General features: G+C 71.7%; 23 protein-coding genes. 6 read left to right on the top strand and 17 right to left on the bottom strand.

What is annotated here, in order from left to right:
• Positions 1-108: 108 nt before the first annotated feature.
• Genes AB0L00_RS37835 through rpsB form a run of 5 tightly spaced genes read right to left on the bottom strand, consistent with a single transcriptional unit; the run spans position 109 to position 4,220 of the window.
• Positions 109-984, bottom strand: a complete 876-nt coding sequence (locus AB0L00_RS37835) for a phosphatidate cytidylyltransferase (protein ID WP_364442260.1) — start codon at positions 982-984, stop codon at positions 109-111.
• Entirely contained in the window at positions 984-1,541 is a 558-nt protein-coding gene (gene frr, locus AB0L00_RS37830) for a ribosome recycling factor (RefSeq protein WP_345361294.1), read from the bottom strand. The genes AB0L00_RS37835 and frr overlap by 1 nt, the downstream gene beginning before the upstream one ends.
• Positions 1,542-1,555: 14 nt before the next feature.
• The gene (gene pyrH, locus AB0L00_RS37825; RefSeq protein ID WP_364442258.1) at positions 1,556-2,323 is read right to left on the bottom strand and encodes a UMP kinase; all 768 of its coding nucleotides are present in this window, start codon (positions 2,321-2,323) and stop codon (positions 1,556-1,558) included.
• A gap of 52 nt (positions 2,324-2,375) precedes the next feature.
• On the bottom strand, positions 2,376-3,212 hold the full coding sequence (tsf, locus tag AB0L00_RS37820; RefSeq protein ID WP_364442257.1) for a translation elongation factor Ts: 837 nt from the start codon (positions 3,210-3,212) through the stop codon (positions 2,376-2,378).
• Between the two features lie 36 nt (positions 3,213-3,248).
• The gene (gene rpsB, locus AB0L00_RS37815) at positions 3,249-4,220 is read right to left on the bottom strand and encodes a 30S ribosomal protein S2 (RefSeq protein ID WP_364442255.1); all 972 of its coding nucleotides are present in this window, start codon (positions 4,218-4,220) and stop codon (positions 3,249-3,251) included.
• Positions 4,221-4,498: 278 nt separating this feature from the next.
• Here rpsB and AB0L00_RS37810 point away from each other — a divergent pair, with 278 nt between their 5' ends.
• The gene (locus tag AB0L00_RS37810; RefSeq protein WP_364442253.1) at positions 4,499-5,500 is read left to right on the top strand and encodes a peptidoglycan DD-metalloendopeptidase family protein; all 1,002 of its coding nucleotides are present in this window, start codon (positions 4,499-4,501) and stop codon (positions 5,498-5,500) included.
• A gap of 359 nt (positions 5,501-5,859) precedes the next feature.
• On the opposite strand, the gene AB0L00_RS37805 is transcribed toward AB0L00_RS37810, so the two are convergent.
• Positions 5,860-6,900 carry a tyrosine recombinase XerC gene (locus tag AB0L00_RS37805; RefSeq protein WP_364442252.1) on the bottom strand — a complete coding sequence of 347 codons (1,041 nt, stop codon included), beginning with the start codon at positions 6,898-6,900 and terminating at the stop codon, positions 5,860-5,862.
• A gap of 522 nt (positions 6,901-7,422) precedes the next feature.
• Here AB0L00_RS37805 and AB0L00_RS37800 point away from each other — a divergent pair.
• From AB0L00_RS37800 to dprA, 3 genes are read left to right on the top strand one after another with little or no spacing between them, the layout of a single operon-like run.
• On the top strand, positions 7,423-7,779 hold the full coding sequence (locus tag AB0L00_RS37800) for a YraN family protein (protein WP_364442251.1): 357 nt from the start codon (positions 7,423-7,425) through the stop codon (positions 7,777-7,779).
• Positions 7,780-7,781: 2 nt separating this feature from the next.
• Entirely contained in the window at positions 7,782-9,344 is a 1,563-nt protein-coding gene (locus AB0L00_RS37795) for a YifB family Mg chelatase-like AAA ATPase (RefSeq protein WP_364442250.1), read from the top strand.
• Between the two features lie 36 nt (positions 9,345-9,380).
• Entirely contained in the window at positions 9,381-10,589 is a 1,209-nt protein-coding gene (gene dprA, locus AB0L00_RS37790) for a DNA-processing protein DprA (protein WP_364442249.1), read from the top strand.
• 275 nt (positions 10,590-10,864) lie between these two features.
• On the opposite strand, the gene AB0L00_RS37785 is transcribed toward dprA, so the two are convergent.
• From AB0L00_RS37785 to rpsP, 8 genes are all read right to left on the bottom strand, one after another.
• On the bottom strand, positions 10,865-11,176 hold the full coding sequence (locus tag AB0L00_RS37785; protein WP_345361267.1) for a DUF2469 domain-containing protein: 312 nt from the start codon (positions 11,174-11,176) through the stop codon (positions 10,865-10,867).
• A 27-nt stretch (positions 11,177-11,203) separates the two neighbouring features.
• Complete coding sequence (locus AB0L00_RS37780) at positions 11,204-11,965, bottom strand: ribonuclease HII (protein ID WP_364442264.1); 762 nt, start codon at positions 11,963-11,965, stop codon at positions 11,204-11,206.
• Between the two features lie 75 nt (positions 11,966-12,040).
• Positions 12,041-13,075, bottom strand: coding sequence for a signal peptidase I (gene lepB / locus AB0L00_RS37775; RefSeq protein WP_364442248.1), 1,035 nt, complete (start codon positions 13,073-13,075; stop codon positions 12,041-12,043).
• A gap of 146 nt (positions 13,076-13,221) precedes the next feature.
• On the bottom strand, positions 13,222-13,572 hold the full coding sequence (gene rplS, locus AB0L00_RS37770) for a 50S ribosomal protein L19 (protein WP_252807910.1): 351 nt from the start codon (positions 13,570-13,572) through the stop codon (positions 13,222-13,224).
• A 106-nt stretch (positions 13,573-13,678) separates the two neighbouring features.
• Positions 13,679-14,452 (bottom strand): tRNA (guanosine(37)-N1)-methyltransferase TrmD, encoded by a 774-nt coding sequence (gene trmD, locus AB0L00_RS37765; RefSeq protein WP_364442247.1) that lies wholly within the window; start codon positions 14,450-14,452, stop codon positions 13,679-13,681.
• 85 nt (positions 14,453-14,537) lie between these two features.
• Positions 14,538-15,038 carry a ribosome maturation factor RimM gene (rimM, locus tag AB0L00_RS37760; protein ID WP_364442246.1) on the bottom strand — a complete coding sequence of 167 codons (501 nt, stop codon included), beginning with the start codon at positions 15,036-15,038 and terminating at the stop codon, positions 14,538-14,540.
• Positions 15,039-15,093: 55 nt separating this feature from the next.
• The gene (locus AB0L00_RS37755; RefSeq protein ID WP_364442245.1) at positions 15,094-15,336 is read right to left on the bottom strand and encodes an RNA-binding protein; all 243 of its coding nucleotides are present in this window, start codon (positions 15,334-15,336) and stop codon (positions 15,094-15,096) included.
• 1 nt (position 15,337) lies between these two features.
• On the bottom strand, positions 15,338-15,805 hold the full coding sequence (rpsP, locus tag AB0L00_RS37750; protein WP_364442244.1) for a 30S ribosomal protein S16: 468 nt from the start codon (positions 15,803-15,805) through the stop codon (positions 15,338-15,340).
• A 297-nt stretch (positions 15,806-16,102) separates the two neighbouring features.
• Here rpsP and AB0L00_RS37745 point away from each other — a divergent pair, with 297 nt between their 5' ends.
• Complete coding sequence (locus AB0L00_RS37745) at positions 16,103-17,704, top strand: aldehyde dehydrogenase (NADP(+)) (RefSeq protein WP_364442243.1); 1,602 nt, start codon at positions 16,103-16,105, stop codon at positions 17,702-17,704.
• Positions 17,705-18,052: 348 nt separating this feature from the next.
• Here the strand turns inward: AB0L00_RS37745 and ffh are convergent, their stop codons facing one another.
• Complete coding sequence (ffh, locus tag AB0L00_RS37740; protein WP_364442242.1) at positions 18,053-19,606, bottom strand: signal recognition particle protein; 1,554 nt, start codon at positions 19,604-19,606, stop codon at positions 18,053-18,055.
• A 250-nt stretch (positions 19,607-19,856) separates the two neighbouring features.
• On the opposite strand from ffh, the gene AB0L00_RS37735 reads away from it, so the two are divergent.
• A complete protein-coding gene (locus AB0L00_RS37735; protein WP_364442240.1) occupies positions 19,857-21,512 on the top strand; it encodes an acetolactate synthase large subunit in 1,656 nt (551 codons plus the stop codon).
• Between the two features lie 212 nt (positions 21,513-21,724).
• Here AB0L00_RS37735 and AB0L00_RS37730 read toward each other — a convergent pair whose 3' ends face one another.
• A complete protein-coding gene (locus tag AB0L00_RS37730; protein WP_364442239.1) occupies positions 21,725-23,134 on the bottom strand; it encodes a hypothetical protein in 1,410 nt (469 codons plus the stop codon).
• A 107-nt stretch (positions 23,135-23,241) separates the two neighbouring features.
• On the bottom strand, positions 23,242-25,782 hold the full coding sequence (locus AB0L00_RS37725) for a [protein-PII] uridylyltransferase (RefSeq protein ID WP_364442238.1): 2,541 nt from the start codon (positions 25,780-25,782) through the stop codon (positions 23,242-23,244).
• Positions 25,783-25,784 lie beyond the last annotated feature (2 nt).

Genomic DNA, 25,784 nt, shown 5'->3' with positions numbered 1-25,784 from the left:
TGACGACCAGGACCGCCGCCACACCGGGGACGCGGAGCGCGCCGAGGATCGGAGTCCGCTCGTGCTGCCGCATGCGTTAGGACTCGGCGCGAGGACGCCCGGGCCGGCTCAGGCCGGAACGAACGCCTGGAGGAGCAGCCAGACGACGGGCACGGTCGCGAGCAGGGAGTCGAGGCGGTCCATGACGCCGCCGTGCTCGGGCAGCAGGGTTCCCATGTCCTTGATGCCGAGATCCCGCTTGATCATCGACTCGATGAGGTCGCCGAGCGTGGCGGAGCAGACGGCGGCGGCACCGACGAGGATCCCCTGCCACCAGGCGCCGTCCAGCAGCCAGGGCAGCAGCAGGGCGCCGACCACCATGCACGTCAGCGACGAGCCGGCGAACCCCTCCCAGGTCTTCTTCGGGCTGATCGCCGGGGCCATCTTGTGCGCGCCCAGGAACGAGCCCGCGAAGAAGCCGCCGATGTCGCTGGCGATCGTCACCGCGATGAAGACGATGATGCGGTCGGGGCCGTCGTCCGCGGCGAGCATGAGGACCACGAACCCGGCGAGGAACGGGACGTACGCGGCGGCGAACACGCTCGCCGTCGCGTCCCGGACGTACCCCTCCTGGCCTCCCGGCAGCCGCCACAACAGGATCGCCAGCACCGTCAGGGCGAACGTCGCCACCAGGGCGGTCGTCCCCCAGAAGTAGGTGCAGGCCAGCATCGCCAGGCCGCCCGCCATGAGCGGGACCTGTGCGATCCGGATGTCCCGCGTCGCGAACGCCCGGATGAGCTCCCACACGGCGACGCCGAGGAAGACCACGACGACGCCGAGGAAGATCTCCTTGACGGTGTAGAGGGACACCAGCACCACGGCGCCCAGCGCCAGACCGACCCCGACCGCGATGGGGAGGTTCCGGCCTGGTCTACGCTTCTTGCCCGTTTCCGCCTGTACCTCCGGGATCTCCGGGGCGGGCGGGTGGGCCTGCTCGAGTCCCACTAGACCTCGAGCAGCTCGGCTTTCTTGTGCTCGAGCAGCTCGTCGATCTTGGCGACGTGCCTGTGCGTGAAGTCGTCCAGCTCCTTCTCCGCGCGGCGCACGTCGTCCTCGCCCGCGTCGCCACCCTTGGCGAGCTTGTCGAGGGCGTCCTTGGCGTGGCGGCGGATGTTGCGGATCGAGACCCGCGCGTCCTCCGCCTTGTGCCCGGCCACCTTGATGAACTCCTTGCGGCGCTCCTCGGACAGCTCCGGGAACACCACCCGGATGATCTTCCCGTCGTTGCCCGGGTTGACACCGAGGTCGCTCTCGCGGATGGCCTTCTCGATCGCGGCCAGCGACGACGCGTCGTACGGCTGGACGATCACCATGCGCGCCTCGGGCAGCGTGAACGACGCCAGCTGGTTGATCGGCGTCGGCGTCCCGTAGTAGTCCGCCGTGATCTTGTTGAACATCGCAGGCGTCACGCGGCCGGTACGGATGCCGTTGAAGTCATCCTTGGCGACCGTGACGGCCTTCTCCATCTTGTCCTCGGCCTCGAGGAGGATCTCGTCGATCACCTTCGGCTCCTGTTTCAGCTCTCCGCCGGACTTACCAATGTGCCGATCTTCTCACCGCGGACGGCCCGCACGATATTGCCCTGACCCATCAGGTCGAAGACCACGATGGGCAGGCCGTTGTCCATGCAGAGACTGATCGCGGTGGCGTCCATGACCTTCAGGCCGCGCTTCAGAACCTCGCCGTACTCGAGCCGGTCGAACCGGAAGGCGTCCGGGTTCTTCTTCGGGTCGGCGTCGTACACGCCGTCGACCTGGGTGCCCTTCAGCACGGCGTCAGCGTTGATCTCGAGCGCCCGCTGCGCCGCCGCCGTGTCGGTGGAGAAGAACGGCTGGCCGAGGCCGGCGCCGAAGATCACCACACGGCCCTTCTCGAGGTGGCGGATGGCCCGGCGCGGGATGTACGGCTCCGCGACCTGCCCCATCGTGATCGCCGTCTGCACCCGCGTGTCCAAGCCGAGCTTGTTCTCGAGGAAGTCCTGGAGCGCGAGACAGTTGATCACGGTGCCGAGCATGCCCATGTAGTCGCTGCGGCTGCGGTCCATGCCCTGCGCCGACATCTGCGCGCCACGGAACATGTTGCCACCGCCGCAGACCACCGCGACCTGCACGCCCTCCCGTACGACCTCGGCGATCGCCTCGGCGATGTGCCGTACGACCGCCGGATCGATGCCGAGCGCCTCGCCACCGGCGAACGCCTCGCCGGAGAGCTTCAGCAGCACCCGCTTCCAGCCATGATGAGACGACGGAGCCGCCGTCGTGTCGGTGGTCTTACTGTCCTGCACGGCGGCGGCTCCTTCGTTGTCTCTCAGCGGCTGGGCGTCCTCGGGACGGATCTTAGAGCTGACCGACCCGGAACCGGGCGAAGCGCTGAACGTTCACCCCGGCGTCCTGCAGGACCTTACCGACCGACTTCTTCGGGTCCTTCACGAACGGCTGCTCGACGAGGACGAAGTCCTTGAAGTAGGCCTTCACCCGGCCCTCGACGATCTTCGGGATCGCCTGCTCGGGCTTGCCCTCGTCGCGGGTGATCTGCTCGGCGAGCGCCCGCTCCTTGGCCACGACGTCGGCCGGGACGTCGTCGTTGGTGAGGTACTTCGGAGACATCGCCGCGATCTGCTGCGCGATCTCCTTGGCCACCTCGGGGGCCTCGGTGTCGAGCTCGACGAGCACGCCGGTCGCCGGCGGCAGCGACGGGTCGGACTTGTGCAGGTAGCTCGCGACGTACGCGCCCTTGAAGTGGGCGAAACGGCCCAGCTCGAGCTTCTCACCGATCTTGGCGCTGTTCTCGTCGATCAGCTGCTGAACGGTCTTGCCCGGCTCGATCTCGGCGGCCAGCAGGGCGTCGCGGTCGGCCACGTCGCTGTTCGCGGCGAACTCGACGATCTTGTCGGCCAGGGCGATGAAGCCCTCGTTCTTGGCGACGAAGTCGGTCTCGCAGTTGAGCTCGAGGATCGCGCCGTCACCGGAACCGTTGAAGTGCTCGGCGACCAGGCCGTTCGCGGCGGTACGCTCGGCGCGCTTGCCGACGTCCTTGGCGCCCTTGAGACGCAGCAGCTCGACCGCCTTGTCGAAGTCGCCCTCGGCCTCTTCGAGCGCCTTCTTACAGGCCATCATCCCGGAACCGGTCGTGTCCCGGAGCTTCTTGACGTCGGCGGCGGTGAAGTTCGCCATTGTGGTCTTGTCTCTCTCGTCGTCAGTCGTGGGCCGTCAGGATTCCGAGCCGGCCTGCGGCTGCTCGGCCGGCGCGGCCTCCGGAGCCTCGGCCTGGGCAGCCTCGGCCTGCGGAGCCTCGGCCTGCGGAGCCTCGGCCTGCGGAGCCTCGGCCTGCGGAGCCTCGGCCTGCGGAGCCTCGGCCTGCGCCTGCGGAGCGGCCTCGGCCGCCTCGCCGGACTCGCCCTTGCTCTCCAGCAGCTCGCGCTCCCACTCGGGCAGCGGCTCCTCCGCGCCCACGGCGGCGGGCTTCTCGTCGCCCGACGGCGCGGCACCGGCGCGGGCCATCAGGCCGTCGGCGACGGCGTCCGCGACCACGCGGGTCAGCAGGCTGACGCTGCGGATGGCGTCGTCGTTGCCCGGGATCGGGTAGTCGACCTCGTCCGGGTCGCAGTTGGTGTCGAGGATCGCCACCACCGGGATGCCCAGCTTGCGGGCCTCGTTGACGGCGATGTGCTCCTTCTTGGTGTCGCAGACCCACACCGCGCTCGGCACGCGGGCCATGTCGCGGATACCACCGAGGGTGCGCTCGAGCTTGTCCTTCTCACGCTTGCGCATGAGAAGCTCCTTCTTCGTCATACCCGAGCCGGCGACGTCGTCGTAGTCGAGCTCCTCGAGCTCCTTCAGACGCGTCAGGCGCTTGTGCACGGTGGAGAAGTTGGTGAGCATGCCACCCAGCCAGCGCTGGTTGACGAACGGCATGCCGACGCGCTGCGCCTGCTCCGCGATCGACTCCTGCGCCTGCTTCTTCGTGCCGACGAACAGGATCGTGCCGCCGTGGGCGACCGTCTCCTTGATGAAGTCGAAGGCGCGGTCGATGTAGGACAGCGACTGCTGCAGGTCGATGATGTAGATGCCGTTGCGCTCGGTGAAGATGAAACGCTTCATCTTCGGGTTCCAGCGGCGGGTCTGGTGCCCGAAGTGGACGCCGCTCTCGAGCAGCTGCTTCATGGTGACGACGGGTGTCATGCCCGTGGTCCTCCTGTCCGGCCCAGTCGTTCTCTGGGCCACGTTCCGGTTGTTCTGCGTCCGTGCGCACCCCTGCCATGACGCCTGTCATGGACCGTGAGGGCCGCCCCACCAAATGATCGGTGGCCGGCGGACGCGTGAATTCGGTCATGCGACCGTTGAGGCAAGTGTACCGGCGGCTCACCCCGCCGTGGACTCCGCGCCTCCAACCCGAGGTTTTCCACAGCTTGCGCCCGGGCCCTGCCCTGGGCGGGATGGAGACGAGCATGCTGTGCCCCATGGTCTTGCCCGCAACGCTCCTGGTCATCGCGGTGTCCCCCGCCCGGATCACCGCGCCCGGCGCCGGACCGCCGGGGTGGCAGTGGCCGTTACGCCCGCCCCCGCGGGTGGTGCGCGGCTTCGATCCGCCCGCTCATCCCTGGGAGTCCGGGCACCGGGGAGTCGATCTCGCCACGCCTCCGGGCCGCCCTGTCTTCGCCGCCGGCCCGGGCCGGGTCGCCTTCGCCCGCGACCTGGCGGGCCGCGGCGTGGTCACCATCGTCCACGGCGCCCTTCGCACCACCTATCTCCCCGTACGCCCGACCGTCCGTGCGGGGCAGGTCGTGCCGGCGGGCGCCCGGATCGGCGTGGTCGAGGCGATCCTCGGACACTGCGGGCAGGACGGCTGCCTGCACTGGGGTCTGCTGCGCGGCGACTCCTATCTCGACCCGCTGTCGGTCCTCGGCCTGGGCCCCGTACGCCTTCTCCCGTGGTGGCGCTCTGGGGCGAGTGCCACGATGACCGGCGACGGAGGGCGAGGACCGTACCCGCCGACCGTCCCCGCCCAGCCGGCCGAAGATTCTCCGGCTCGCCGACGGACCGCCCTGCCGCCCACCGCACAGCCGAACGACCCGCCCCCGGCGACGGCTCTGAACGACCCATTCATGGGAGCGGCTCCGGACGGCCCGTCGACGGGAACGACCCCGGACAGCCCGTTCACGGGTGCCGCTCCAGACGACCCGTTCATGGGGGCGGCTCCGGACGACCCCTTGACGGGGACGACACCGGACCACCCCTTGGCGGGGGCGGCTCCGGACGGCACGGCACCGGCGACGCGACCGGTCGGCGCGACGACCGGCATCGGTGCGGCCGTCGACCCCGTCGCCATCACCGCGGCCGCGGGCCTCGCCCTCTTCGGCCTCCGCGCCCGCCGTCGGAGGGAACGGATCCCCGCTCGCGCTCGCCGCCACGACCGTCGGGTCCCCACCCACATCACAGCGCGCTCAAGGGCCTCGACGTGACGCGAACGGAGGGATCACAGCCGCCGGGCTCAGGTGTCCTCGGGTGGCGCCGATCCTCGAGGGCCTCCGAGACCGCGCCGCCGGCTTCGGCGCGCGCCGAAGGCTCGGTGATCACGGCCGCGAATCGGTCGAAGAGTCACAGGTCGCCGCCTGATCGAGACGTTCACCGAGCGATCCGTACGGCCACCGCTCGGGAAGGGCGGTGCCGATCACGCGCGACTGCTCACCGACGGAGCCGCGTCACACTCGCGGCAAGACGGTGCCGACCACTCCCGGCCACTCACCGGCACAGGCGCGTCACGCTCCTGGGGTAGGCCGTGGAGCGATGACGTGCGGTTGTTCGCCGGCGGAGGCGCGCGTCACGCTCTCGGATGGGCCTGCCGGTAGGCGGCCCTCAGCCGCTCCGCCGAGACGTGGGTGTACACCTGCGTGGTCGCCAAGGAGGAGTGTCCGAGGATCTCCTGGACGCTGCGCAGATCCGCGCCGCCTTCCAGGAGATGGGTGGCCGCGCTGTGTCGAAGGCCGTGCGGGCCCATGTCCGGCAGGCCCAGTTCCGCGAGCCGGTCATGCAGGGCACGACGGACGACGGTGGGGTGCACCCGGCCCCCGCGGGTACCGAGGAACAGCGCCGGGCCGCTGTGTCCGCGTACGAGGCCAGGACGGCCCTGCGCCAGCCATGCCTCCACCGCTCGGGCAGCGGGCGCGCTCATCGGCACCGTCCGCTCCTTGTCGCCTTTACCGATCACCCGGATCGTACGGCGGGCGCTGTCGACGTCATCGACGTCCAAGCCGCACAACTCCCCGATCCGGATGCCCGAGCCGTACAGCAGTTCGAACACCGCCTGATCGCGGATGGCGAGGGCGTCTGCGGGACCGTCCGCGCCCGCTCCAGGAGCGTCATCGATGGCACCGTCCCGGTCCGCTCCGGGATCGTTCCCCTCGTCCTCGCCCGTTCTGTGGGCCGGTCTCCGGTCGAGCAGGGCGGTGGCCTCATCCTGGCGCAGCACTCGTGGCAGGCTCCTCCCCTGCTTCGGCGTGCCGAGCAACGGGCCGGGATCGGTCGGCAGCAGGCCCCGGCGGTGGACGTAGGCCGTGAACACCCGCGCCGAGGCCGTCCGGCGGGCGAGCGTCGCCCGTGACCTGCCGAGCGCATGCTGCGCGGCCAGCCAGGCCCGCAACATCCGGACGTCGAGGCCGGCCAGGTCCCCGAGCCCCATCCGCCGGGCGTGCGAGAGAAGATCGGCGATGTCGCCCAGGTAGGCGCGCACGGTGTGGCCGGACAGACCGCGTTCGGCCACCAGGTGCCGCTCGAACTCGGCGAGCACCGCGCCGAACACTTCGCTGCCCTCCGTGCCGAGTATCTGCCGGTCCTCCGCACCGATCTCTTCAACGACCTCCACAGCCGACTCCACGGCGGTCTGTTGAGCAACCTCCACAGCCGCTTCCCCGATCGGCTCCACGGCGGTCTGTTGAGCGACCTCCGCAGCGGCGTCGCCGGCAGGGCCCGCGCCGATGTCTTCCGTGACCTCCGCGGTGGCGTCCCCGGCAGGATCCGCGCCGCTCCGCTCACCGGACGTCCTGGCGCACTCCGCTCCGGCCTCATCGCCGCACGTCGTAGGGATCTTCGCGGCGGGCCTCTCGCTCGCCCCCGTTCCGGGCCCCTCGGGTACGGGCTCGTCGTCGAGCCGCACGCTGGTCTCCCGGTCCGTTTCCATGGCGCTCCCTCGGCGACTCGTCGCTGCCGGAACCGCGATCCCGCCGGGCGCGGACGCCGACGGTACGGCCCACCGTACGGAGGACACCCTGCGCGACTCGGAACGGTGAGGCAAGCGCCCGCACCGCCCGGCGGCTTATCCACAGAACGGAGTTCGGTCGACACGAACGGTGAGCGTTCCGGCACCGTCGACATCGGAGGTGAGCACATGCTCGCGAAGGACACGCTCGGGCGGCAGGGTGAGCAGGCCGCAGCCGATCATCTGACCCGGCTCGGCTGGCAGATCCTCGACCGCAACTGGCGTTGCGGCGAAGGCGAGTTGGACATCGTGGCCCGCGACGGCGCCGAGTTGGTGGTGTGCGAGGTCAAGACCCGCTCCAGCGTCGCGTTCGGCACGCCTGCCGAGGCGGTGACTCCGGCCAAGGCCGCGCGATTACGGCGCCTCGCGAGCCGCTGGCTGGCCGCGCACGGCGTCGGCCACGCCACCGCCCGCATCGACGTCATCGGCCTGCTCGCCGACGGGCCCGGCCGCTTCACCGTCGACCATCTGAAGGGAGTGTGCTGACGATGGCACTGGCCCGAACTCGCGCAGTCGCGCTGCTGGGCGTCGACGGGGCACTCGTCGACGTCGAGGCGGCCATCACCAGCGGCGTTCCGGGGCTACACCTCGTGGGCCTGCCCGACGCCGCGCTGAACGAGGCGCGCAGCCGCGCCCGGGCGGCGATCCTCAACAGCGGTGAGCAGTGGCCCAACCGGCACGTCACGGTCAGCCTGTTCCCCGCGAGCATGCCGAAGCGGGGCAGCGGTTTCGACGTCGCCATCGCCGTGGCGCTGCTCGGCGCGGAGGACGCGTTCCCCGCCAGGGCGTGCGCGGACATGGTGATGATCGGCGAACTGGGGCTCGACGGCCGGGTCCGTCCCGTGGCGGGGGTGCTGCCCGCCGTCCTCGCCGCCGCTGAGGCGGGCGCCGACACGGTCGTGGTGCCGAGGGCGAACCTCGCCGAGGCGTCACTCGTTCCGGGCGTCCGGGTCATCGGGGTGCGTTCGCTCCGGGCGCTGGTGTGCCGCCTCCGTGACCAGCCGCCGCCGGAGGAGGAGGCGGACGACCCGGCCGAGGAGGAGGCGGCGCCGTCGCGGCTGAACGGCCTGGCGGCGCGTTCGCGGGCGCGGCGCGGTGATCTGGACCTGGCCGACGTGCGCGGCCAGGCCGACGCGCGCAAGGTGCTGGAGGTCAGCGCCGCCGGTGGCCATCATCTCCTGCTCACCGGTCCGCCGGGATGCGGGAAGACCATGCTGGCCGAGCGTCTGCCCACCCTGCTGCCGGAGCTCGACCACGACGCCGCCCTGGAGGTAACGGCCATCCATTCGGTCGCGGGCGGTCTCCCGGCCGGGCAGCCGCTGATCACCCATCCTCCCTTCTGCGCTCCGCACCACACCGCGTCCCGGGCCGCCCTGGTCGGCGGAGGCAGTAACCGGCTGATCCAGCCGGGGGCGGTGTCGCTGGCGCACCGGGGCGTTCTCTTCCTCGATGAGAGCCCCGAATTCGCCGGTGGGGTGCTGGACGCCTTACGCCAGCCGCTGGAGGAGGGAGAAGTGGTCATCGCCCGGTCCGGGGCGACGGCCCGATTTCCGGCGCGGTTCACGCTGTTGCTGGCGGCGAATCGCTGCCCGTGCGCGGCGGCCAAGTCTCGCGACTGCAAGTGCCCGCCGACGATGCGGGAGCGGTATCTCGCCCGCCTGTCGGGGCCGTTGCTCGACCGGATCGATCTCAAGGCCGATTTGAAAGAGGTGAGCCGTGCGGAGCTGCGATACGACCTGCAGCTGGCCGAGTCCAGCGCGACGGTCGCCGAGCGGGTCCTGGTCGCTCGCGATCGGGCCCGCCGGCGGCTGGCCGACCTCCCCTGGCGCACCAACGCCGACGTTCCCGGCCGGGAGCTTCGGCGCCGGTTCGCGCCACCGGATCGGGTGCTCGCGGCGCTCGACGGGCCGTTGGCCGACGGACGGCTCAGCGCACGCGGCCTCGACCGCGTCGTGCGTGTCGCGTGGACCCTCGCCGACCTGGCCGGAAAGGACGCTCCGACCGCGAGCCAGGTCGACGAGGCGTTCGGGCTCTGGCAAGGGCGCTCCTGACAGCGCCGCACTCACATCGGTCCCTGAGGAGGCACGATGATCTCGGCGGAGGAACGGCTCGCCCGCGCCCTCCTGACCCGCATCGCGGAGCCCGGCGACGAGCTGTTAGGGCGTCTCATCGCGAAGGAGGGTGCGATCGGCGCGCTGGACGTCATCCGCTCGGATTCACTGCCGGCCACCGATCCCAGCGATCCCGGCGATCCGACGGGTCCGATCGGTCCGGCTGGTCCGGCCGGTCCGGCCGGTCTCGGTAAGGACGGTGTGGCCCGGCGGTTCGCCGCCTGGCGGGCCCGGTTGCCCGATGCCGAGCCGCAGCGTCTCCTGGCCGCGTGCGACGCGCTGCAGGGTCGGCTGGTGTGCCCGGGAGACGCGGAGTGGCCGACCCAGCTCGACGATCTCGGTGACCGCCGGCCGTACGCGCTGTGGGTGCGCGGCGATCAGGATCTCCGGTTCGGCTGTCTACGCTCCGTGGCGATCGTGGGCGCCCGCGCCGCCACCTCCTACGGGATCAACGTCGCCGCCGAGATGGCCGCCGAGCTGGCCGATCGGGGATGGACGGTGGTGAGCGGAGGCGCGTACGGCATCGACGCGGCGGCGCATCGGGGGGTGCTCGCGGCGGACGGCCTGACCGTGGCCGTGTTCGCCTGCGGGTTCGACGTGACGTATCCGAGTTCCCACGCCGGGCTGTTCACGGAGATCGCCCGCCATGGCCTGCTGGTCAGCGAACTGCCGCCCGGTGCACCACCGACCCGCGGCCGCTTCCTGGTACGCAACCGGACGATCGCGGCGCTGACCCGCGGCACGGTGGTCGTCGAGGCGGCGCGCCGGAGCGGAGCGATCAGCACGGCACGACACGCCCGCGACCTCCGCCGCGCCGTCATGGTCGTGCCCGGGCCGGTGACGTCGGCGGCGTCCGCCGGCTGTCATGTCCTGCTGCGGGAGTGGGGCGAGGCCGTCTGCGTCACCGACACGGCGGAGGTTCTGGACCTGGTCGGTCTCATCGGCGACGACCTCGCGCCCGAGCGACGAGGCCCCGTCCTCGACCGCGACCGGCTCGACCCGGTGACCAGAGACGTCCTGGAGGCGATTCCCGCTCGCGGCGGGGCGGGTACGGCGCGGATCGCGGTGTCCGCAGGCGTCGATCTCGACACCGCGCTCGCCGGCCTGGGCGCCCTGTCGGCCGCCGGGTTCGTCGAGCGATGCGCGAAGGGATGGAAGCTACGCCGCCGTCCCCCAGACCGCTGAACCCCGGCGCCCCGTCACGAAAGAGCGGTGGTGCCCCGACCCGAAAGACCGCTGCCCGGCCCGAAGGACCGGTGTCCCCACCCGAAAGGCCGGCGTCCCCACCCGAAAGACCCGCGCCCGGTCCCGACGCGGGTGCCCCACCCCGAAGGTCGATGCCTGTTTCCGGAGGTCGACGCCTGTTCCGAGGAGGTCGACGCGCTGTTCGCGGCGGCTCGAGATGGGTGATCACACGTGGGCGGGCGGACCCTCGGGTGCCGCCCGCCCACGGAGCCGCGTCAGCTGTTGGGCAGCTCCAGATCGCTCTTGGCCAGTTCCTCGATGTTCACGTCCTTGAAGGTCACAACCCGAACATTCTTCACAAAGCGCGCCGGGCGGTACATGTCCCAAACCCACGCGTCCTGCATCGTCACTTCGAAGAAGGTCTCGCCGTTGTCGGTGCTGCGCACCTGCAGATCGACGGTGTTGGTGAGATAGAACCGCCGCTCGGTCTCGACGACATACGTGAAGAGGCCGACCACATCGCGGTATTCGCGGTAGAGCTGGAGCTCCATCTCGGTCTCGTACTTCTCGAGGTCTTCTGCGCTCATACTCGCGTTCCCTCCCCGAACCGCGGCTCAGGCGACGTCCGCCTGGTCGGCGGTGTCCTCATAGTGTGACGCCTCCCAATCGATCTCCCCAGCGTCTGAGGCATCGATTTCCGGTCCCGCCTCCGCCGCGACCGCCCGGGCCACATTGACGAAGGAGAGCCGATGTTCAGGACAAGGTCCATGCTCCTCCAACGCAGCGGCGTGCGCACGAGTGACGTACCCCTTGTGAACGCCGAAACCGTACATCGGATAACGCTCGTGCAACTCCATCATGATCCGGTCTCGGGTCACCTTCGCCACGATCGACGCCGCGGCGACGCAGGCCGCCACTCGATCGCCCTTCGGCACCGGAAGCCCGGGGGCGCAGATGCCCGGCACCCGGAATCCGTCCGTCAGGACGTAACCGGGCTCCACGCTCAGCGCCGCGAGCGCCCGCCGCATTCCCGCGACGTTGCAGCGATGCACACCCACCCGGTCGATCTCCTCGCGCGGCACGATGAGGGCGTGCCACGCCATGGCCGTGGTCGTGATCTCCTCGTACAGGCGCTCCCGGCGCGCGGCGGTGAGCAGTTTCGAATCCGCGAGCCCCTCGATGCGGCGGCGGCGCTCCGGCGCGAGGATCACGGCCGCGACGACCAGCGGCCCGGCGCACGCGCCGCGACCGGCCTCGTCGACGCCGGCCACCGGCCCGAGGCCGCAGCGTTCCACCACTCGCTCGTAGGCGTACAGGCCGACATCCCGTCGGGGGGTGAGACCACGAGGACGGTGGGCTCGGACATCGATGTACACATCAGGCAGGGTACGTCGCGCGGGGGCTCGGCCGAAGCGGAACACCGCGCGCTGCGGGAGCATCAGCGTGGCCGGTCACTCCGTGGCGCGCCGGAGGCGTCGGCGACCGAGGAACGAACCGGCGCGGCAGCGACGCCTGCGCAGCAGCGTCACCGGCAGCGCGCCGGCGAACCCCATCGCCAGCGGGATCGCCGGCAATGCGCCGTTGGCGAGCGCGAGGCCCGGCTGGCCGAACGTCTTCGGGATCGACAGCAGCTTGACGCGGGTGACGGGCCAGACGACGACGAACGCTCGGCCGACGACACGGTTCTCGGGGATCGTGCCGCCGCCGGGGTCACCCAGGTGCCCGCGGGAGTCGTAGGACACCTCGCGGTGGTCGCCCATCACCCAGAGCCGGCCCGCAGGGACGGTGATCTTGAACTTGCTGTCGGACGGCTTGTTCTGCTCGTGGGTCACCGGGTCGGTGTAGAGATAGCCCGTTTCCTCGAGCGGATGGCCGTTGACGGTCACGCGTCCCTGAGCGTCGCAGCAGGCCACGTGGTCGCCGGGAACGCCGATGACCCGCTTGATGTAGTCCTTCTCGCCGGGGACGACGCCGAAGGCGCTACCGACCGCGTGCAGGACCTTCGACACCGGGTTGCTCGGCTTCGAATACTGGACCTCCGGGTCCCAGGAGTCCAGTCCGTTGAAGACGACCACGTCCCCGCGCTTGATGTCGCGCGTGTGGTAGACGATCTTGTTGACCAGAACCCGGTCGCCGACCTTGAGGGTGTTCTCCATCGACTGCGACGGGATGTAGAACGCCTGGACCGCGAAGGCCTTGATGACCATGGCGAGCGCGAGGGCGACGCCGATCAGGATCGGCAGCTCCTTCCAGAAGGAGCCCTGCTTCTTCTTCCGCGAGCCCTTGCCGGCGTCGGCGCCGTCCGCATCATCCGGTCCGGCCGGCGCGGATTCCTCCGGCTCGTCGGCCTTCTCGTCCGCCGATCGCGGGTCTCCCGACTCCCGATCGGCGGAGTGCGCGCCCTTCCGGCCGTTCTGTGATGCGTCGTGGCGCGTGTCACCGGCGGTGGCCGCGGGCTCGCGCAGGCCCTGCTCGTCGTCAGTCATCAGGGGAAGCCTAATGCCCGCGAGCCCTGACGGCGGCCAACGTCAGCGTGTCGTCTGCCGTGTACGGCGAAATCCTCGGCCGCCGCAATGACAGGCCCCGGCACGTCGGTCGACGGGCCGGGGCCGAAGGCGGGAATGGAGCCCGCTCAGTTGTCGCGCTTCTCCTTGATGCGGGCGGCCTTGCCGCGCAGCTCGCGGAGGTAGTAGAGCTTGGCTCGCCGGACGTCACCGCGGGTGACGACCTCGATCTTGTCGATGGACGGGCTGTTGAGCGGGAAGGTCCGCTCGACGCCGACGCCGTAGCTCACCTTACGAACGGTGAACGTCTCACGAGCGCCGCCGCCCTGACGCCGGATCACCACACCCTGGAAGACCTGGATGCGGCTCCGGTTGCCCTCGGTCACGCGCACGTGAACCTTGAGCGTGTCACCCGGGCGGAAGTCCGGTACGTCAGACCGCATCGCGGCCTTCTCGATCTCCTGGATCAGGGTGTGCATGACTGCGGTTCCTCGTGGTGAAACGCGCGCGGCCAGGGGCCGCCGACGCGCGATGGGATCTTCTGGAAGTCTGAACACGCCCAGCGTCGAACGCTGGGGTGACGTCTCAGTGTGCCATACGTTCGGCGTCAACCGGAAAACCGGCCTCCGCGAGGGCCCGGTGGTCGGCCTCGTCGAGCGGGTTCCGGCCGATCAGTTCGGGTCGTCTCGCGGCGGTGCGCCGCAGCGCCTGATCACGTCGCCAGCGTGCGATCGCGCCGTGGTTTCCGGACATGAGCACCTCGGGGACGTCGCGCCCGCGCCAGGTCGCCGGCTTGGTGTAGACGGGCCCTTCGAGCAGGGCCTCCATCCGGCCCGGCGCGAAGGAGTCGTCGGTCACCGAGTCGGCGTTCCCGAGTACGCCGGGCAGCAGCCGGGAGACGGCCTCGACGATCACGAGGACCGCCACCTCGCCGCCGGCCAGGACGTAGTCGCCGATGCTGACCTCGTCGACCGGCATCCGCTCCCCGGCGTCCTCGATGACCCGGGCGTCGATGCCCTCGTACCGCCCGCACGCGAAGACGAGCCAGGGCTCGGCGGCGTACTCGACGGCGAGTTCCTGGGTGAAGGGGCGACCGCTCGGCGTCGGGACGACGAGACGCGCGCTCGATGGCGGCGGTACCACGGCGTCCAGTGCCTCGCCCCACGGCTCCGGCTTCATCACCATGCCGGGACCGCCGCCGTACGGCGTGTCGTCGACGGTGCGGTGCCGGTCGTGCGCCCAGCCTCGAAGATCGTGCACGTGGACGTCGACGTCGCCGCGCCGCCGCGCCTTGCCCAGGAGGGAGACGTCGAGCGGCGCGAAGTACTCGGGAAAGATGGTGACGATGTCGAGTCTCATGGGCGCTCCATGGGTCCTGTGTCTCAAGTCTGCGCGCCACGGCGGCCGTCGGACGCCGCCGGGCGGCGGGCGTCCGCGGCGGGTGTCATTCGAACAGGCCGGGCGGGGGGTCGATGACGATCCGTCCGCCGGGCACGTCGACCTCGGGGACGAGGGCGCGTACGAACGGCACGAGCGCGTCGCCACCGGGACGCCGGACGACCAGGAGGTCCTGGCCGAGGTGCTCGACGTCCACGACCTCGCCCACCTCGGTGCCGTCGGGGGTCACCGCGACGAGACCGATGAGCTCCTGGTCGTGGAACTCGTCCGGGTCCGCGCTGGGCGAGATGTCGGAGGAGTCGACCAGCAGGAGGGTGCCGCGCAGCGTCTCGGCGGCCGTGCGGTCGTCCACTCCGGCGAACCGCACGAGGAGGCGGCCGGCGTGCGGCCGTACGGACTCGATGGTCAGCGGGCCCAGGCGCGCCGGGTCGGTGACGAGTGACGACCCCGGCGCGAACCGCGCGCCGGGGTCGTCGGTGCTCGTCTCGACGCTCACCTCGCCGCGGACCCCATGGGCCCGGCCGATACGGCCGACGGCGAGCAGCATCAAGCCGCTCCGCGGGCGGTCCGACCGCTCCGGCGGAGAATGCCGACCGCGAGCACTATCGGGCCTCGTTGAGGTCGAGAAGGTCGACGCGGATGTACCGGCCGCCCGCGAGGGCGCCGACCACCGTACGCAAGGCCTTGGCCGTACGGCCGTTGCGGCCGATGACCTTGCCGAGGTCGTCGGGGTGCACGCGCACCTCGAGAACCCGGCCGTTGCGAAGCCGGCGGGCGCGCACCCGGACGTCGTCCGGGTGCTCCACGATTCCGCGGACCAGGTGCTCGAGCGCCTCCTCGAGCACCTTAGGCCTCGCTCTTGGCTTCGGAGGTCTCCTCGGCCGACGCCGACTCCTCCGCCTCGCTCTTGGCCTTCTTCGGCTCGGTCTTCTTCTTGGACTTGGGCGTGGTCGCCTTGCCCTCGGCGTCGTCCAGGGTCTCCTTGACGGCGGCCTGGAAGACCTCCTGCTTGTCGGGCCTGGGCTCGGCGACCTTCAGCGTGCCCTCCGCGCCCGGCTCGCCCTTGAACTTCTGCCAGTCGCCGGTGATCTTCAGGATCGACAGGACCGGCTCGGTCGGCTGGGCGCCAACGCCCAGCCAGTACTGCACCCGCTCGGAGTCGACCTCGATGAGCGAGGGCTCCTCCTTCGGGTGGTACTTGCCGATCTCCTCGATCGCGCGCCCGTCACGCTTGGTGCGGGAGTCGGCGACGACGATCCGGTAGTACGGAGCCCGGATCTTCCCCAGACGCTTGAGCTTGATCTTGACTGCCACGGGTGTGGTGTTCTCCAGATTCGAAATGGACGAGCGGATCAGTCCCAGGTGGGGACCGGAACCGCCGCTCGGAAGGACACCGGCGCGCACAGGAGAGAGAGGGCCCTGCCCGTTTCGGTTTTCCAGCCTGCCATTCTGCCAGACGATGGCGGTGAAGTGGCAATCGATCAGCGCGCCGCGCGTCACGACCGGCGATCGATCGGTGACGGGCGTGCGATCCGCCCGTGGAAGCCCACGACGTGAGGGTAGGCGACGATGGAATCGCTGACCGTTGTGCGAAGAAAGTGGGCTGAGCCGATGACCGTACATGACACGACGTCCACTCTGACCGGAGATCAGCTGATCGGCGCGCAGGACGTGCCCGGCACCGGAGAGGAGTTCCACGCCGTCGATCCGCGGACCGGCGAGCGCCTCGAGCCGGCGTACCGTTTCGGCGGAGCGGCCGACGTCGCCCGCGCCGCCGCCCTGGCCTGGGACGCGTTCGGCACGTACCGGAACACCGATCAGGAGACCCGGGCCGCGTTCCTGGAGGGGGTCGCCGACCGGATCGACGCGCTCGGCGCGGAGCTGATCGGCCGGGTCACCGCCGAGACCGGCATCCCGGAGGCCCGTGTCAGGGGCGAGCTGGCGCGGACCACCAACCAGTTGCGGCTGTTCGCGCGGGTCGTCCGGGACGGTGGCTGGCTCGGCGCCCGTGTCGACCCGGCCATCCCCGACCGTACCCCGCTGCCCCGGCCGGACCTGCGGCAACGGCGGATCCCGCTGGGCCCCGTGGCGGTGTTCGCGGCGAGCAACTTCCCGTTGGCCTTCTCCGTCGCCGGTGGCGACACGGCGTCGGCGCTGGCCGCGGGCGCCCCGGTGGTGGTCAAGGCGCACCCGGCGCATCCGGGCACCTCCGAGCTGGTCGGCCGGGCGATCCGGGCCGCGGTGGCCGAGCACGGCCTGCCGGAGGGCACGTTCTCGCTGCTGCAGGGCGGCCGTGAGCTCGGCGTGGCGCTGGTCACCGATCCGCGGATCCGGGCCGTCGGCTTCACCGGTTCCCGGCAGGGCGGCCTGGCGCTGGTCACGGCCGCCGCGGCGCGTCCCGTGCCGATCCCGGTGTACGCCGAGATGTCCAGCGTGAACCCGGTGTTCCTGCTGCCCGGCGCGCTCCGGGAGAAGGCCAAGGACCTCGGCCCGGCGTACGTCGCCTCCCTGACCACCGGGGCCGGCCAGCTGTGCACGAGCCCCGGCCTGGTCTTCGCCGTCGAGGGCGACGGGCTGGACGCGTTCGTCGAGTCGGCGTCGGCGGCGCTCGCTGAGACGGCGGCGGCCCCGATGCTGAACGCGGGCATCCGGCAGGCGTACGACGAAGGGATCCGGCGGCTGGCGGACACGGACGCGGTGACCGAGGTGGCGCGCGGCGGCGACGACCCGGCGATCGCCTGCGGCGGGCGCGCCGCGCTGTTCGTCACCGACGGGGACGCCTTCCTGGCCGACCGGTCGCTCCAGGACGAGGTCTTCGGTGCCGCGTCGATCATCGTACGGGCGCGCGACCACGCCCAGCTCCTGCGGATCGCCGAGGCTCTCGAGGGCCAGCTCACCGCGACCGTGCACGCGACGCCGGAGGATCACGGGCAGGCCGCCGAGCTGCTGCCGCTGCTGGAGCTGGTCGCCGGGCGGGTGGTGTTCAACGGCTGGCCGACGGGCGTCGAGGTCGGGCACGCGGTCGTGCACGGCGGGCCGTTCCCCGCCACCTCGGCACCGGCCACCACGTCGGTCGGAACCCGGGCGATCGAACGCTTCCTGCGTCCGGTCGGCTACCAGGACGCGCCCGCGACGCTGCTGCCCGCCGAGCTGCGGGACGGGAACCCGCTGGGCATCTGGCGCCGCGTCGACGGCGAACTCGGCCGCGACTGATCATCCGTCCGCGCGGGGCGTGCGGTCCGTCCGGTGGTCCGGATGAGACGTACGTCCCGCCGCGGCCGACCCGCCGCGCACCTGCGGCCCGGCCGGCCCCCGGAAGACGGCGGTACGGGGCGGGCTCCCGCCCAGGCCCACATCGCCGACACCACCCGAGGGCGACGGCCCGCCGCCGCCCTCCGACCGGGCGACACGCCCGGCGTCGCCCGAGGCCGCGCACCCGAATACGGCCGCGTGCCGTACGCCCGGCATCGTCCCAGGCCGCACGCCCGAATACGGCCGCGTGCCCGCTTCGCGCGCCGCACGCCCGAATACGGCGGCGTGCCGTACGCCCGGCGCGGCGTGTTACTTCTTCTTCCCCTGGAGCTTGGACAGGTCGGGCATCTGGAACCCGGGCGGCAACTGACCCGGGACCCCTCCCCCAAGGCCGGGCGGGAGGCCCTGGGGCGCACCGTCGGCATGCTGCGTCTTCTTGCCCGCCGCCTCCTGGGCGCGCTTACGCGGGTCGCCGCTGCGCTGCTTGCCCTTGCCCTTGTTCTTCTTGGCGGCCGCCTTGACCTGCTTGCGCCGGGTGCCCGGCATGCCGGGGATGCCCATGCCGCCGGCCACCTGACGCATCATCTTCTGCGCGTCGAAGAACCGGGTGACGAGGTTGTTGACCTCGGTGACGCTCACGCCGGAGCCGCGCGCGATGCGGGCCCGCCGCGAGCCATTGATGATCTTGGGGTTCTGCCGCTCCTCGGGCGTCATCGAGTTGATGATGCCGCCGATCCGGTCGAGGTCACGGTCGTCGATCTGGTCGATCTGCTGCCGCATCTGCCCCATGCCCGGCATCATGCCCAGGAGGTTCTTGATCGGGCCGAGCTTGCGGATCATCTGCATCTGCTCGAGGAAGTCCTCGAGGCTGAAGTCCTCCCCCGAAGCGAACTTCGAGGTCATCTTCTCGGCCTGCTCGGCGTCGAACGCCTTCTCGGCCTGCTCGATGAGGGTGAGGATGTCACCCATGTCGAGGATCCGGCCCGCCATGCGGTCCGGGTGGAAGACGTCGAAGTCCTCGAGCTTCTCGCCGGTGGACGCGAACATGATCGGCCGGCCGGTGATGTGCCGGACCGACAGGGCCGCGCCGCCACGGGCGTCGCCGTCGAGCTTGGTCAGCACGACGCCGTCGAAGCCGACGCCGTCGAGGAACGCCTGCGCGGTGACGACGGCGTCCTGGCCGATCATCGCGTCGACGACGAACAGGATCTCGTCGGGGCGGACCGCGTCGCGGATGTCGGCCGCCTGGCGCATCATGTCCTCGTCGATGCCGAGGCGCCCCGCGGTGTCGATGACGACCACGTCGTGCTGGGCGTGCCGGGCGTGCTCGATCGACCGGCGGGCGACCTCGATCGGGTCGCCGACGCCGTTGCCGGGCTCCGGGGCGTACACCGCGGTGCCCGCCCGCTCGCCGAGCACCTGCAGCTGCTGGACCGCGTTGGGCCGCTGGAGGTCGGCGGCGACGAGCAGCGGCGCATGCCCCTCGCTCTTCAGCCAGCGGGCGAGCTTGCCGGCGAGGGTGGTCTTACCGGCGCCCTGCAGACCCGCCAGCATGATCACGGTCGGCGGGGTCTTGGCGAACCGCACGCGGCGCGTCTCGCCACCGAGGACGTTGACGAGCTCCTCGTTGACGATCTTGACGACCTGCTGGGCCGGGTTCAGCGCCTGCGAGACCTCCGAGCCACGGGCCCGCTCTTTGATCTGCGCGATGAAGTCCTTGACGACGGGCAGCGCGACGTCGGCCTCGAGCAGGGCGACGCGGATCTCGCGCGCGGTCGCGTTGATGTCGGCCTCGGACAGCTTGCCCTTGCTGCGCAGCGAGGAGAAGACCGTAGTCAGCCGGTCGGAAAGCGTCTCGAACACGTGTCTGGACCAGTCCTAGGGTGCTTCGGGGATCGACCCTCAACACTATCCGCTCAGCGGCCCCCGGATGGCCGACCGCCACCGATCACTCTCGCACGGCGTGCGCGGTCTCACCAGAGGCCGCCGGCGGCCCGGCGCGCCCCTCATCACCGTTCCGAGCGTGGGATCGGCCACATCGCGGAATGTGAACCCGATCAGCGCGCTTGCCCCAGATAGGTGAACATGCCGGCGAAAAGGGGAGGAAGTCCGCATGGACCCGCAGGTGGAGGCCGCTCGACTCCTGGTCCGCTGCTTGGAGGCGGAAGGCGTCGAGTACGTCTTCGGCATCCCGGGTGAGGAGAACATTCACTTCGTCGATGCTCTGAACGAATCCTCGATCCGATACGTCCTCGTACGCCACGAGCAGGGCGCCGCGTTCATGGCGGAGATGTACGGGCGGCTGACCGGCCGTCCGGGCGTCGCCTCCGCGACGCTGGGCCCGGGCGCGATCAACCTCCAGCTCGGGGTCGCCGACGCGACCACCAACAGCACGCCCGTCGTCGCGATCTCCGCGCAGGTCGGCCTGGACCGCATCTACAAGGAGTCGCACCAGATCATCGACCTGGTCTCGCTGTTCCGGCCGATCACCAAGTGGTCCGACATGGCGCCGACGCCGGAGGCCCTGCCGGAGATGGTGCGCAAGGCGTTCAAGGTGGCGCAGACCGAACGGCCCGGCGCGGTCTACCTGGCCATCCCCGAAGACGTCGAGGCGGCCGAGGTCGACCCGTCCCTCAAGCCGCTGCCGATCAACATCGTGCGGCCGGAGGAGCCCTCCGCGTCGCAGGTCGCCCGCGCCGCCGACGTCATCGCCCTCTCCCGGCAGCCGATCATCCTGGCCGGGCACGGCGCGACCCGTAACCGCGCGAGCCACGAGCTGATCCGCATGTCCGAACGCCTCGGGATCCCGGTGGCGACGACGTTCAACGGCAAGGGCGTCTTCCCCGACGATCACGACCACGCGCTGGGCGCGGTCGGCTTCATGCGCCACGACTACGTGAACTTCGGTTTCGACGAGGCCGACGTGCTGATCTGCGTCGGGTACGAGCTGCAGGAGTTCGACCCGGTCAAGATCAACCCGCACGCCGACAAGAAGATCATCCACATTCACCGGTTCCCGGCCGAGGTCGACGACCACTACCCCGTCACGGTCGGCATCCAGGGCGACATCCGCAACTCGCTGCGGGCGCTCACCGACGCCGTACGCCGCCGCTTCGACGCCCAGGGCACCGGCGAGAAGATCCGGCGGATGCTCGCCGAGGAACTCGAGCGCGGCCGCCACGAGGACCGGTTCCCGATGTCGCCGCGCCGGATCGTCACCGACATCCGCGAGGCCATGGGCCGCAAGGACATCGTCCTGGCCGACACCGGCGCCGTGAAGATGTGGATGGCGCGGATGTACCCCACGTACGAGCCCAACACGCTGCTCGTGTCCAACGGCCTGTCCTCGATGGGCTTCGCGGTGCCGGGCGCGCTCGCGGCCAAGCTCGCCTTCCCCAACCGGCACGTACTTGCCGCGACCGGCGACGGCGCCTTCCTGATGAACTCCCAGGAGCTGGAGACGGCCGTCCGCGAGAAGCTCCCGATCACCGTGCTGATCTGGGAGGACAAGGCGTACGGGCTGATCGAGTGGAAGATGGACCTGGAGATGGGCCACGACTCCAACGTCGAGTTCGGCAACCCGGACTTCGTCAAGTACGCCGAGAGCTTCGGCGCCCGGGGCTACCGGGTCGAGTCGGCGGACGCCCTCCTGCCGACCCTCCGGCAGGCCTTGGAGGAGGACACCGTCTCGGTGATCACCGTTCCGGTCGACTACTCGGAGAACCTCCGGCTCACCTCCAAGCTCGGCGAACTCACCGACCCCTTCTGAACCAGGCCAGAGGACCTCCGCCCGACTTGCGCCCGTTCGCCGCTGCAGACGGCCGGACCGCACGGCGTTCACCGAGACTTTCGCGCGTCCCGGCACACGGCACTCGCCCAGCGCCGCTCGGCCGGCCGCACCCGGCCGGCAGTGGCCGGATGCGGTGCCGGTCGGGTGGGGTGAGGCCGTGCGACGCCGCCAGCGTCGAAGGCGAGAGCGTGTCAGCGGGCGGAGTCGGCGGCGGTGTACAGGACGGCGGTCGGGTCCTGCTGGGTCAGTGTCGCGGGCGTGGGGCCGGAGACGAACGACGCGCCGGGTTGGTCGTCCTGACCGAGGAAGAACGCCCGGTTGATCGCCTGCACCTTGATCGTCGCTCCGGTGTCCGTGCTCGTGGCGGGCACCCGGATGCCGATGATCTCGGCGACGTCGGACGGCTTCGTTCCGGGCGGGAGCTGGACCGTCGTCGCCGCGGGCAGGTCCCGGTTGATGGACCGGTCGGGGAACAGGTGGTCCGAGCGGTACAGCGTCGGGTCGCCCTTGAGCCGTACGCCGATGGACAGCCCGACCCAGTCGGTGCCGTTCGGCGGGTCGATGGTCTGCTTGCGGACGACGAGGTAGAGGTAGTCGCGAGGGTCGGCGATCAGGGTCTGGGAGGTCGTCGGCGGGTCCGCCGCGACCCGGCCCTCCCGGTGCGCCTCCGCCGCCGCCACCCAGTACGTCCACGGGTTGCGGTCCATGATCTGCTCGCGGGCCTCCGTGGTCGCGTCGAGCGTCTGCGCGGTGGACAGCGAGAACCGCATCGGGTCGTCGACCTTGTCGCAGATGTTGTTGTTCAGCGTGCAGGTCTGCAGCAGCGGGTGATCGCCCTCGTACGTGCCCGCGAACGGCTGTGTGACGTGGTTCGGCGCCTGGAAGACGGCGGTTCCGGGCACCCGCCTGCCGCGCGCGTCCACCTCCACCTGGTAGATCCACTCGATGTCCGTCGTACGGCCCCAGCGCGCCATGAGCTGCGGGGTGGACGTGCCACCGTCCTCGTTGCTCCAGATGTAGGAGTACGTCAGCAGGCGGTGCCCCGGCGTCGCGGCGGGGACGTCCTCGTGCCAGGCGACCAGCGGCGTGTCGGTGGCGGCGTTCTGGAACGGGCCGGTCGAGGTACCGCCCGTGCCGTTGCGGCCGTACAGCACGGGCGCGTGGGCGAGGTCGGTGTACGCCGGCGACCCGGCCGCGACGGTGCGGAACGCCACGCCGCTCACCCGGACGGCCCGGCCGAATGAGCGGTCGGCGGCCAGCCGGAGCCGCAGCGTGTGGCGGCCGGCTCGCAGGCGGCCGAGGGCGAACTCCCGCTTGATCGGGAACGCGGCGGGGACCACGTCGTCGGTGGCGTACCTGCCGTCGACGAACAGCGACAGGACCGCCGACTCACGGCCCTGCACGGCCCAGGACACACCCGGGGCCGCCGCGGTGACGGCGGCGAGCACCTCGCCGTCGTGTCCGGTCCGGAACGTGATCGTACGGTCGTGACCTCGGTCGACGGCGCGGGCGCCGGCGGCGTCGGCGGGCGCCGCGGCTGTTCCCGCGAGGGCGAGAGTGAGAACCGGCACGGCCGCGCGGGTGAGCAGAACGTTGGGCACGCAGACCTCCTGAGGATCTTCGGTCCCCAGGAGCCTCACCCGGACCGCGAGCACCGTCAATGGGCCGCACGGCCAGTTCCGGTGATCTTCATCCGGCGGTCAACGGTTCAGCGGACGACCTCGAGGACGGCCTCGCGGATCGTCTCCCGCAGGTCACGGTCGGCGAGCGGACGCCCCTCGTCGTCCACCACGTAGAAGACGTCGACGGCCTCGGCGCCGAGCGTCTCCACCCTGGCCGCGCGAACCTGCACGCCGCAGGAGCCGAGGGCGTGCCCGATGCGCCACAGCAGGCCGGGCCGGTCGTGGGCGCGCACCTCCATGACGGTCGCGGTGTTCGAGGCGTCGTCGAGGAGGATGACGCGCGGCGGGGGCACCGACACGCCCTTACGGGGCCGGTACGACCGGGCGCGGCGCTCCAGCCGCGCCGCGACGTCGAGCCGTCCGGCGAGGACCCGGCGAAGGTCGGCCTCGAGCGCGGCCGGATCGGGGCCGGAGCCGTACTCCGGTACGGCGATGAACTCGAGCACGGCCGTGTCGGCCTGGGTCGTACGGACACCCGCCCGGTCGTTCTCCGCGCGGCTTCCCGCTATGTCGGCCCCCATACGGCCGCCCGGTCCGTCGCTCTCCGTACGGCCGCCGGATTCGTCGGCTTCCGTATGGCCGCCGGGCCCGTCGCTCTCCGCGCGCACGCACGCCCGGCCGCTCTCCGTACGGCCGCCCGGTCTGTCGGCTTCCGTGCGGCCGCTCGGCTGGTCGGGCTCCGGACCGGTGGCCGGCGCCCAGGACATCGCGCGGGCGCCACGGACGGCGAGGCGGTGCAGGGCGAGGACGCCGGCCGCCTGCCAGAGCAGGCCGGAGCGGTCGGGGGCGGCGATCGTGATCCGGGAGCCGGCGACGCGCACGGCGCCGCCGCCGTGGCGGGCGAGGGCGAGCTGTTCCGGGGTCGGGCCGGGCGCGACGGGCGGCGGCGCTCCGGCGAGCACGGCGGCGACGCGGCGGGCGAGCTCCGCGACCAGGCGGGCCTTCCACCCGCCCCACGCCGCCGGTCCGGTGGCCTGCCCGTCCGCGATGGCGAGGGCGGCGAGGGTTTCGAGCACGACCGGGTCCCCGACGGTCCTGGCCACCGTCTCGATGGTGACCGGGTCGTCGAGGTCGCGGCGGGTCGCGGTCTCCGGCAGCAGGAGGTGGTGCCGGACGATCGACTCCAGCGCCCGTACGTCGGCGGCGTCGAAGCCGAGACGCCGGCCGAGGTCGCGGGCCATGACCGCGCCGGTACGGGAGTGGTCCCCGGGCCAGCCCTTGCCGATGTCGTGCAGCAGGGCGCCGACCAGGAGGAGGTCGGGCCGGGCCACGTCACGGGTGTGCGCGGCGGCGCGGGCGGCCGTCTCCACGAGGTGCCGGTCCACGGTGTACGTGTGCACGGGGTTGCGCTGTGGCCGGTTGCGGACGCGCTCCCAGTCGGGCAGGAGCCGGACGATCAGGCCCGCCTGGTCGAGCGCCTCCCACACCCCGACCGCGGGCGGGCCGGCGCCGAGGAGGGTGACCAGCGCGTCGCGGGCGGCGGGAGGCCAGGGGTCGGGAAGCGGCGCCGTCTCCGCCGCCAGTCGCTCGACGGTGGCGGTGGCGAGCGGCAGGCCCGCCTGGGCGGCCGCGGCGGCGGCGCGGAGCACGAGCACGGGGTCCCTACGCGCGTCGGCGCCCAGCGCGAGAACGACCTCCCCGTCCTGCTCGACGACGCCGTCGGCGAGCGGCCTGCGGACGGGGCGGCCCGGCGGGGAGCAGAAGCGCGCCACCGTCCGCCACATCTGGTCGGCGGCGTAAGTGATCGTGCGGGCGGCCTCGGCGACCGCGCGCAGCAGGGCGTGCGCGTCCAGCAGCCCCAGGGCGCCCGCGACGGCGTCCTGCTCCTGCAGGACGAGACGGTCGCCGCCGCGACCGGTCTGCTCGTGCAGCACGTGGCGGACGTCGAGCAGCAGGTCGTACGCCGCCCGGACCGCGTCCGTGGGGCCGGGCGCCACCCACGCCGCCGCGACCGCCTGGATCGCGTGGACGTCGCGCAGCCCGCCGTGGGACTCCTTCAGGTCGGGTTCCAGGAGGAAGGCCAGCTCCCCGTACCGGCTCCAGCGCGAGCGTGACATCTCCCGCAGCTCCGGGAGCCGCCGCCGGGCGTCCGCCCGCCAGTCCGTGAGCACCGCCTCGCGCAGCTCGCGGGTCAGGGCCGGGTCGCCGGCGAGGTGTCGGGCGGAGATCAGGCCCAGCGCGGCCTTCATGTCCTCGCGGGCGACGGCGCGCGCCTCCTCGGGGGTGCGCACCGAGTGGTCGAGGCGCTGACCGGAGTCCCAGATCGGGTACCAGAGGCGGTCGGCGAGCGCGGAGACGTCCGGCCGGTCCCGGTGCAGGAGGACCAGGTCCAGGTCGCCGCCGGGGGTGAGCTCTTCCCGCCCGTGGCTGCCGACGGCGACGAGTGCGACGTCGGGCTCGGCACCGAGCAGGCGGGCGAGCTCGCGGTCCAGGTCACGGGCGCGGTCGGCCCGTGCCGCCCCGAGCGCGGCACGGGCCTCGGCCGTCGCCGACGTCCGGGAGAGGGCACGGCCCGGCGGGGCGACCCCGCCCGCCGGGCCGTACGTCTCCCCGATCACGTCCGCCACGC

Origin of the sequence: Actinoallomurus sp. NPDC052308 (assembly GCF_040679195.1) — a bacterium.
Taxonomy (GTDB): domain Bacteria; phylum Actinomycetota; class Actinomycetes; order Streptosporangiales; family Streptosporangiaceae; genus Actinoallomurus; species Actinoallomurus liliacearum.
The sequence above is the reverse complement of the archived record's forward strand: the minus strand, read 5'-3'. Positions and strand labels throughout refer to the sequence as shown.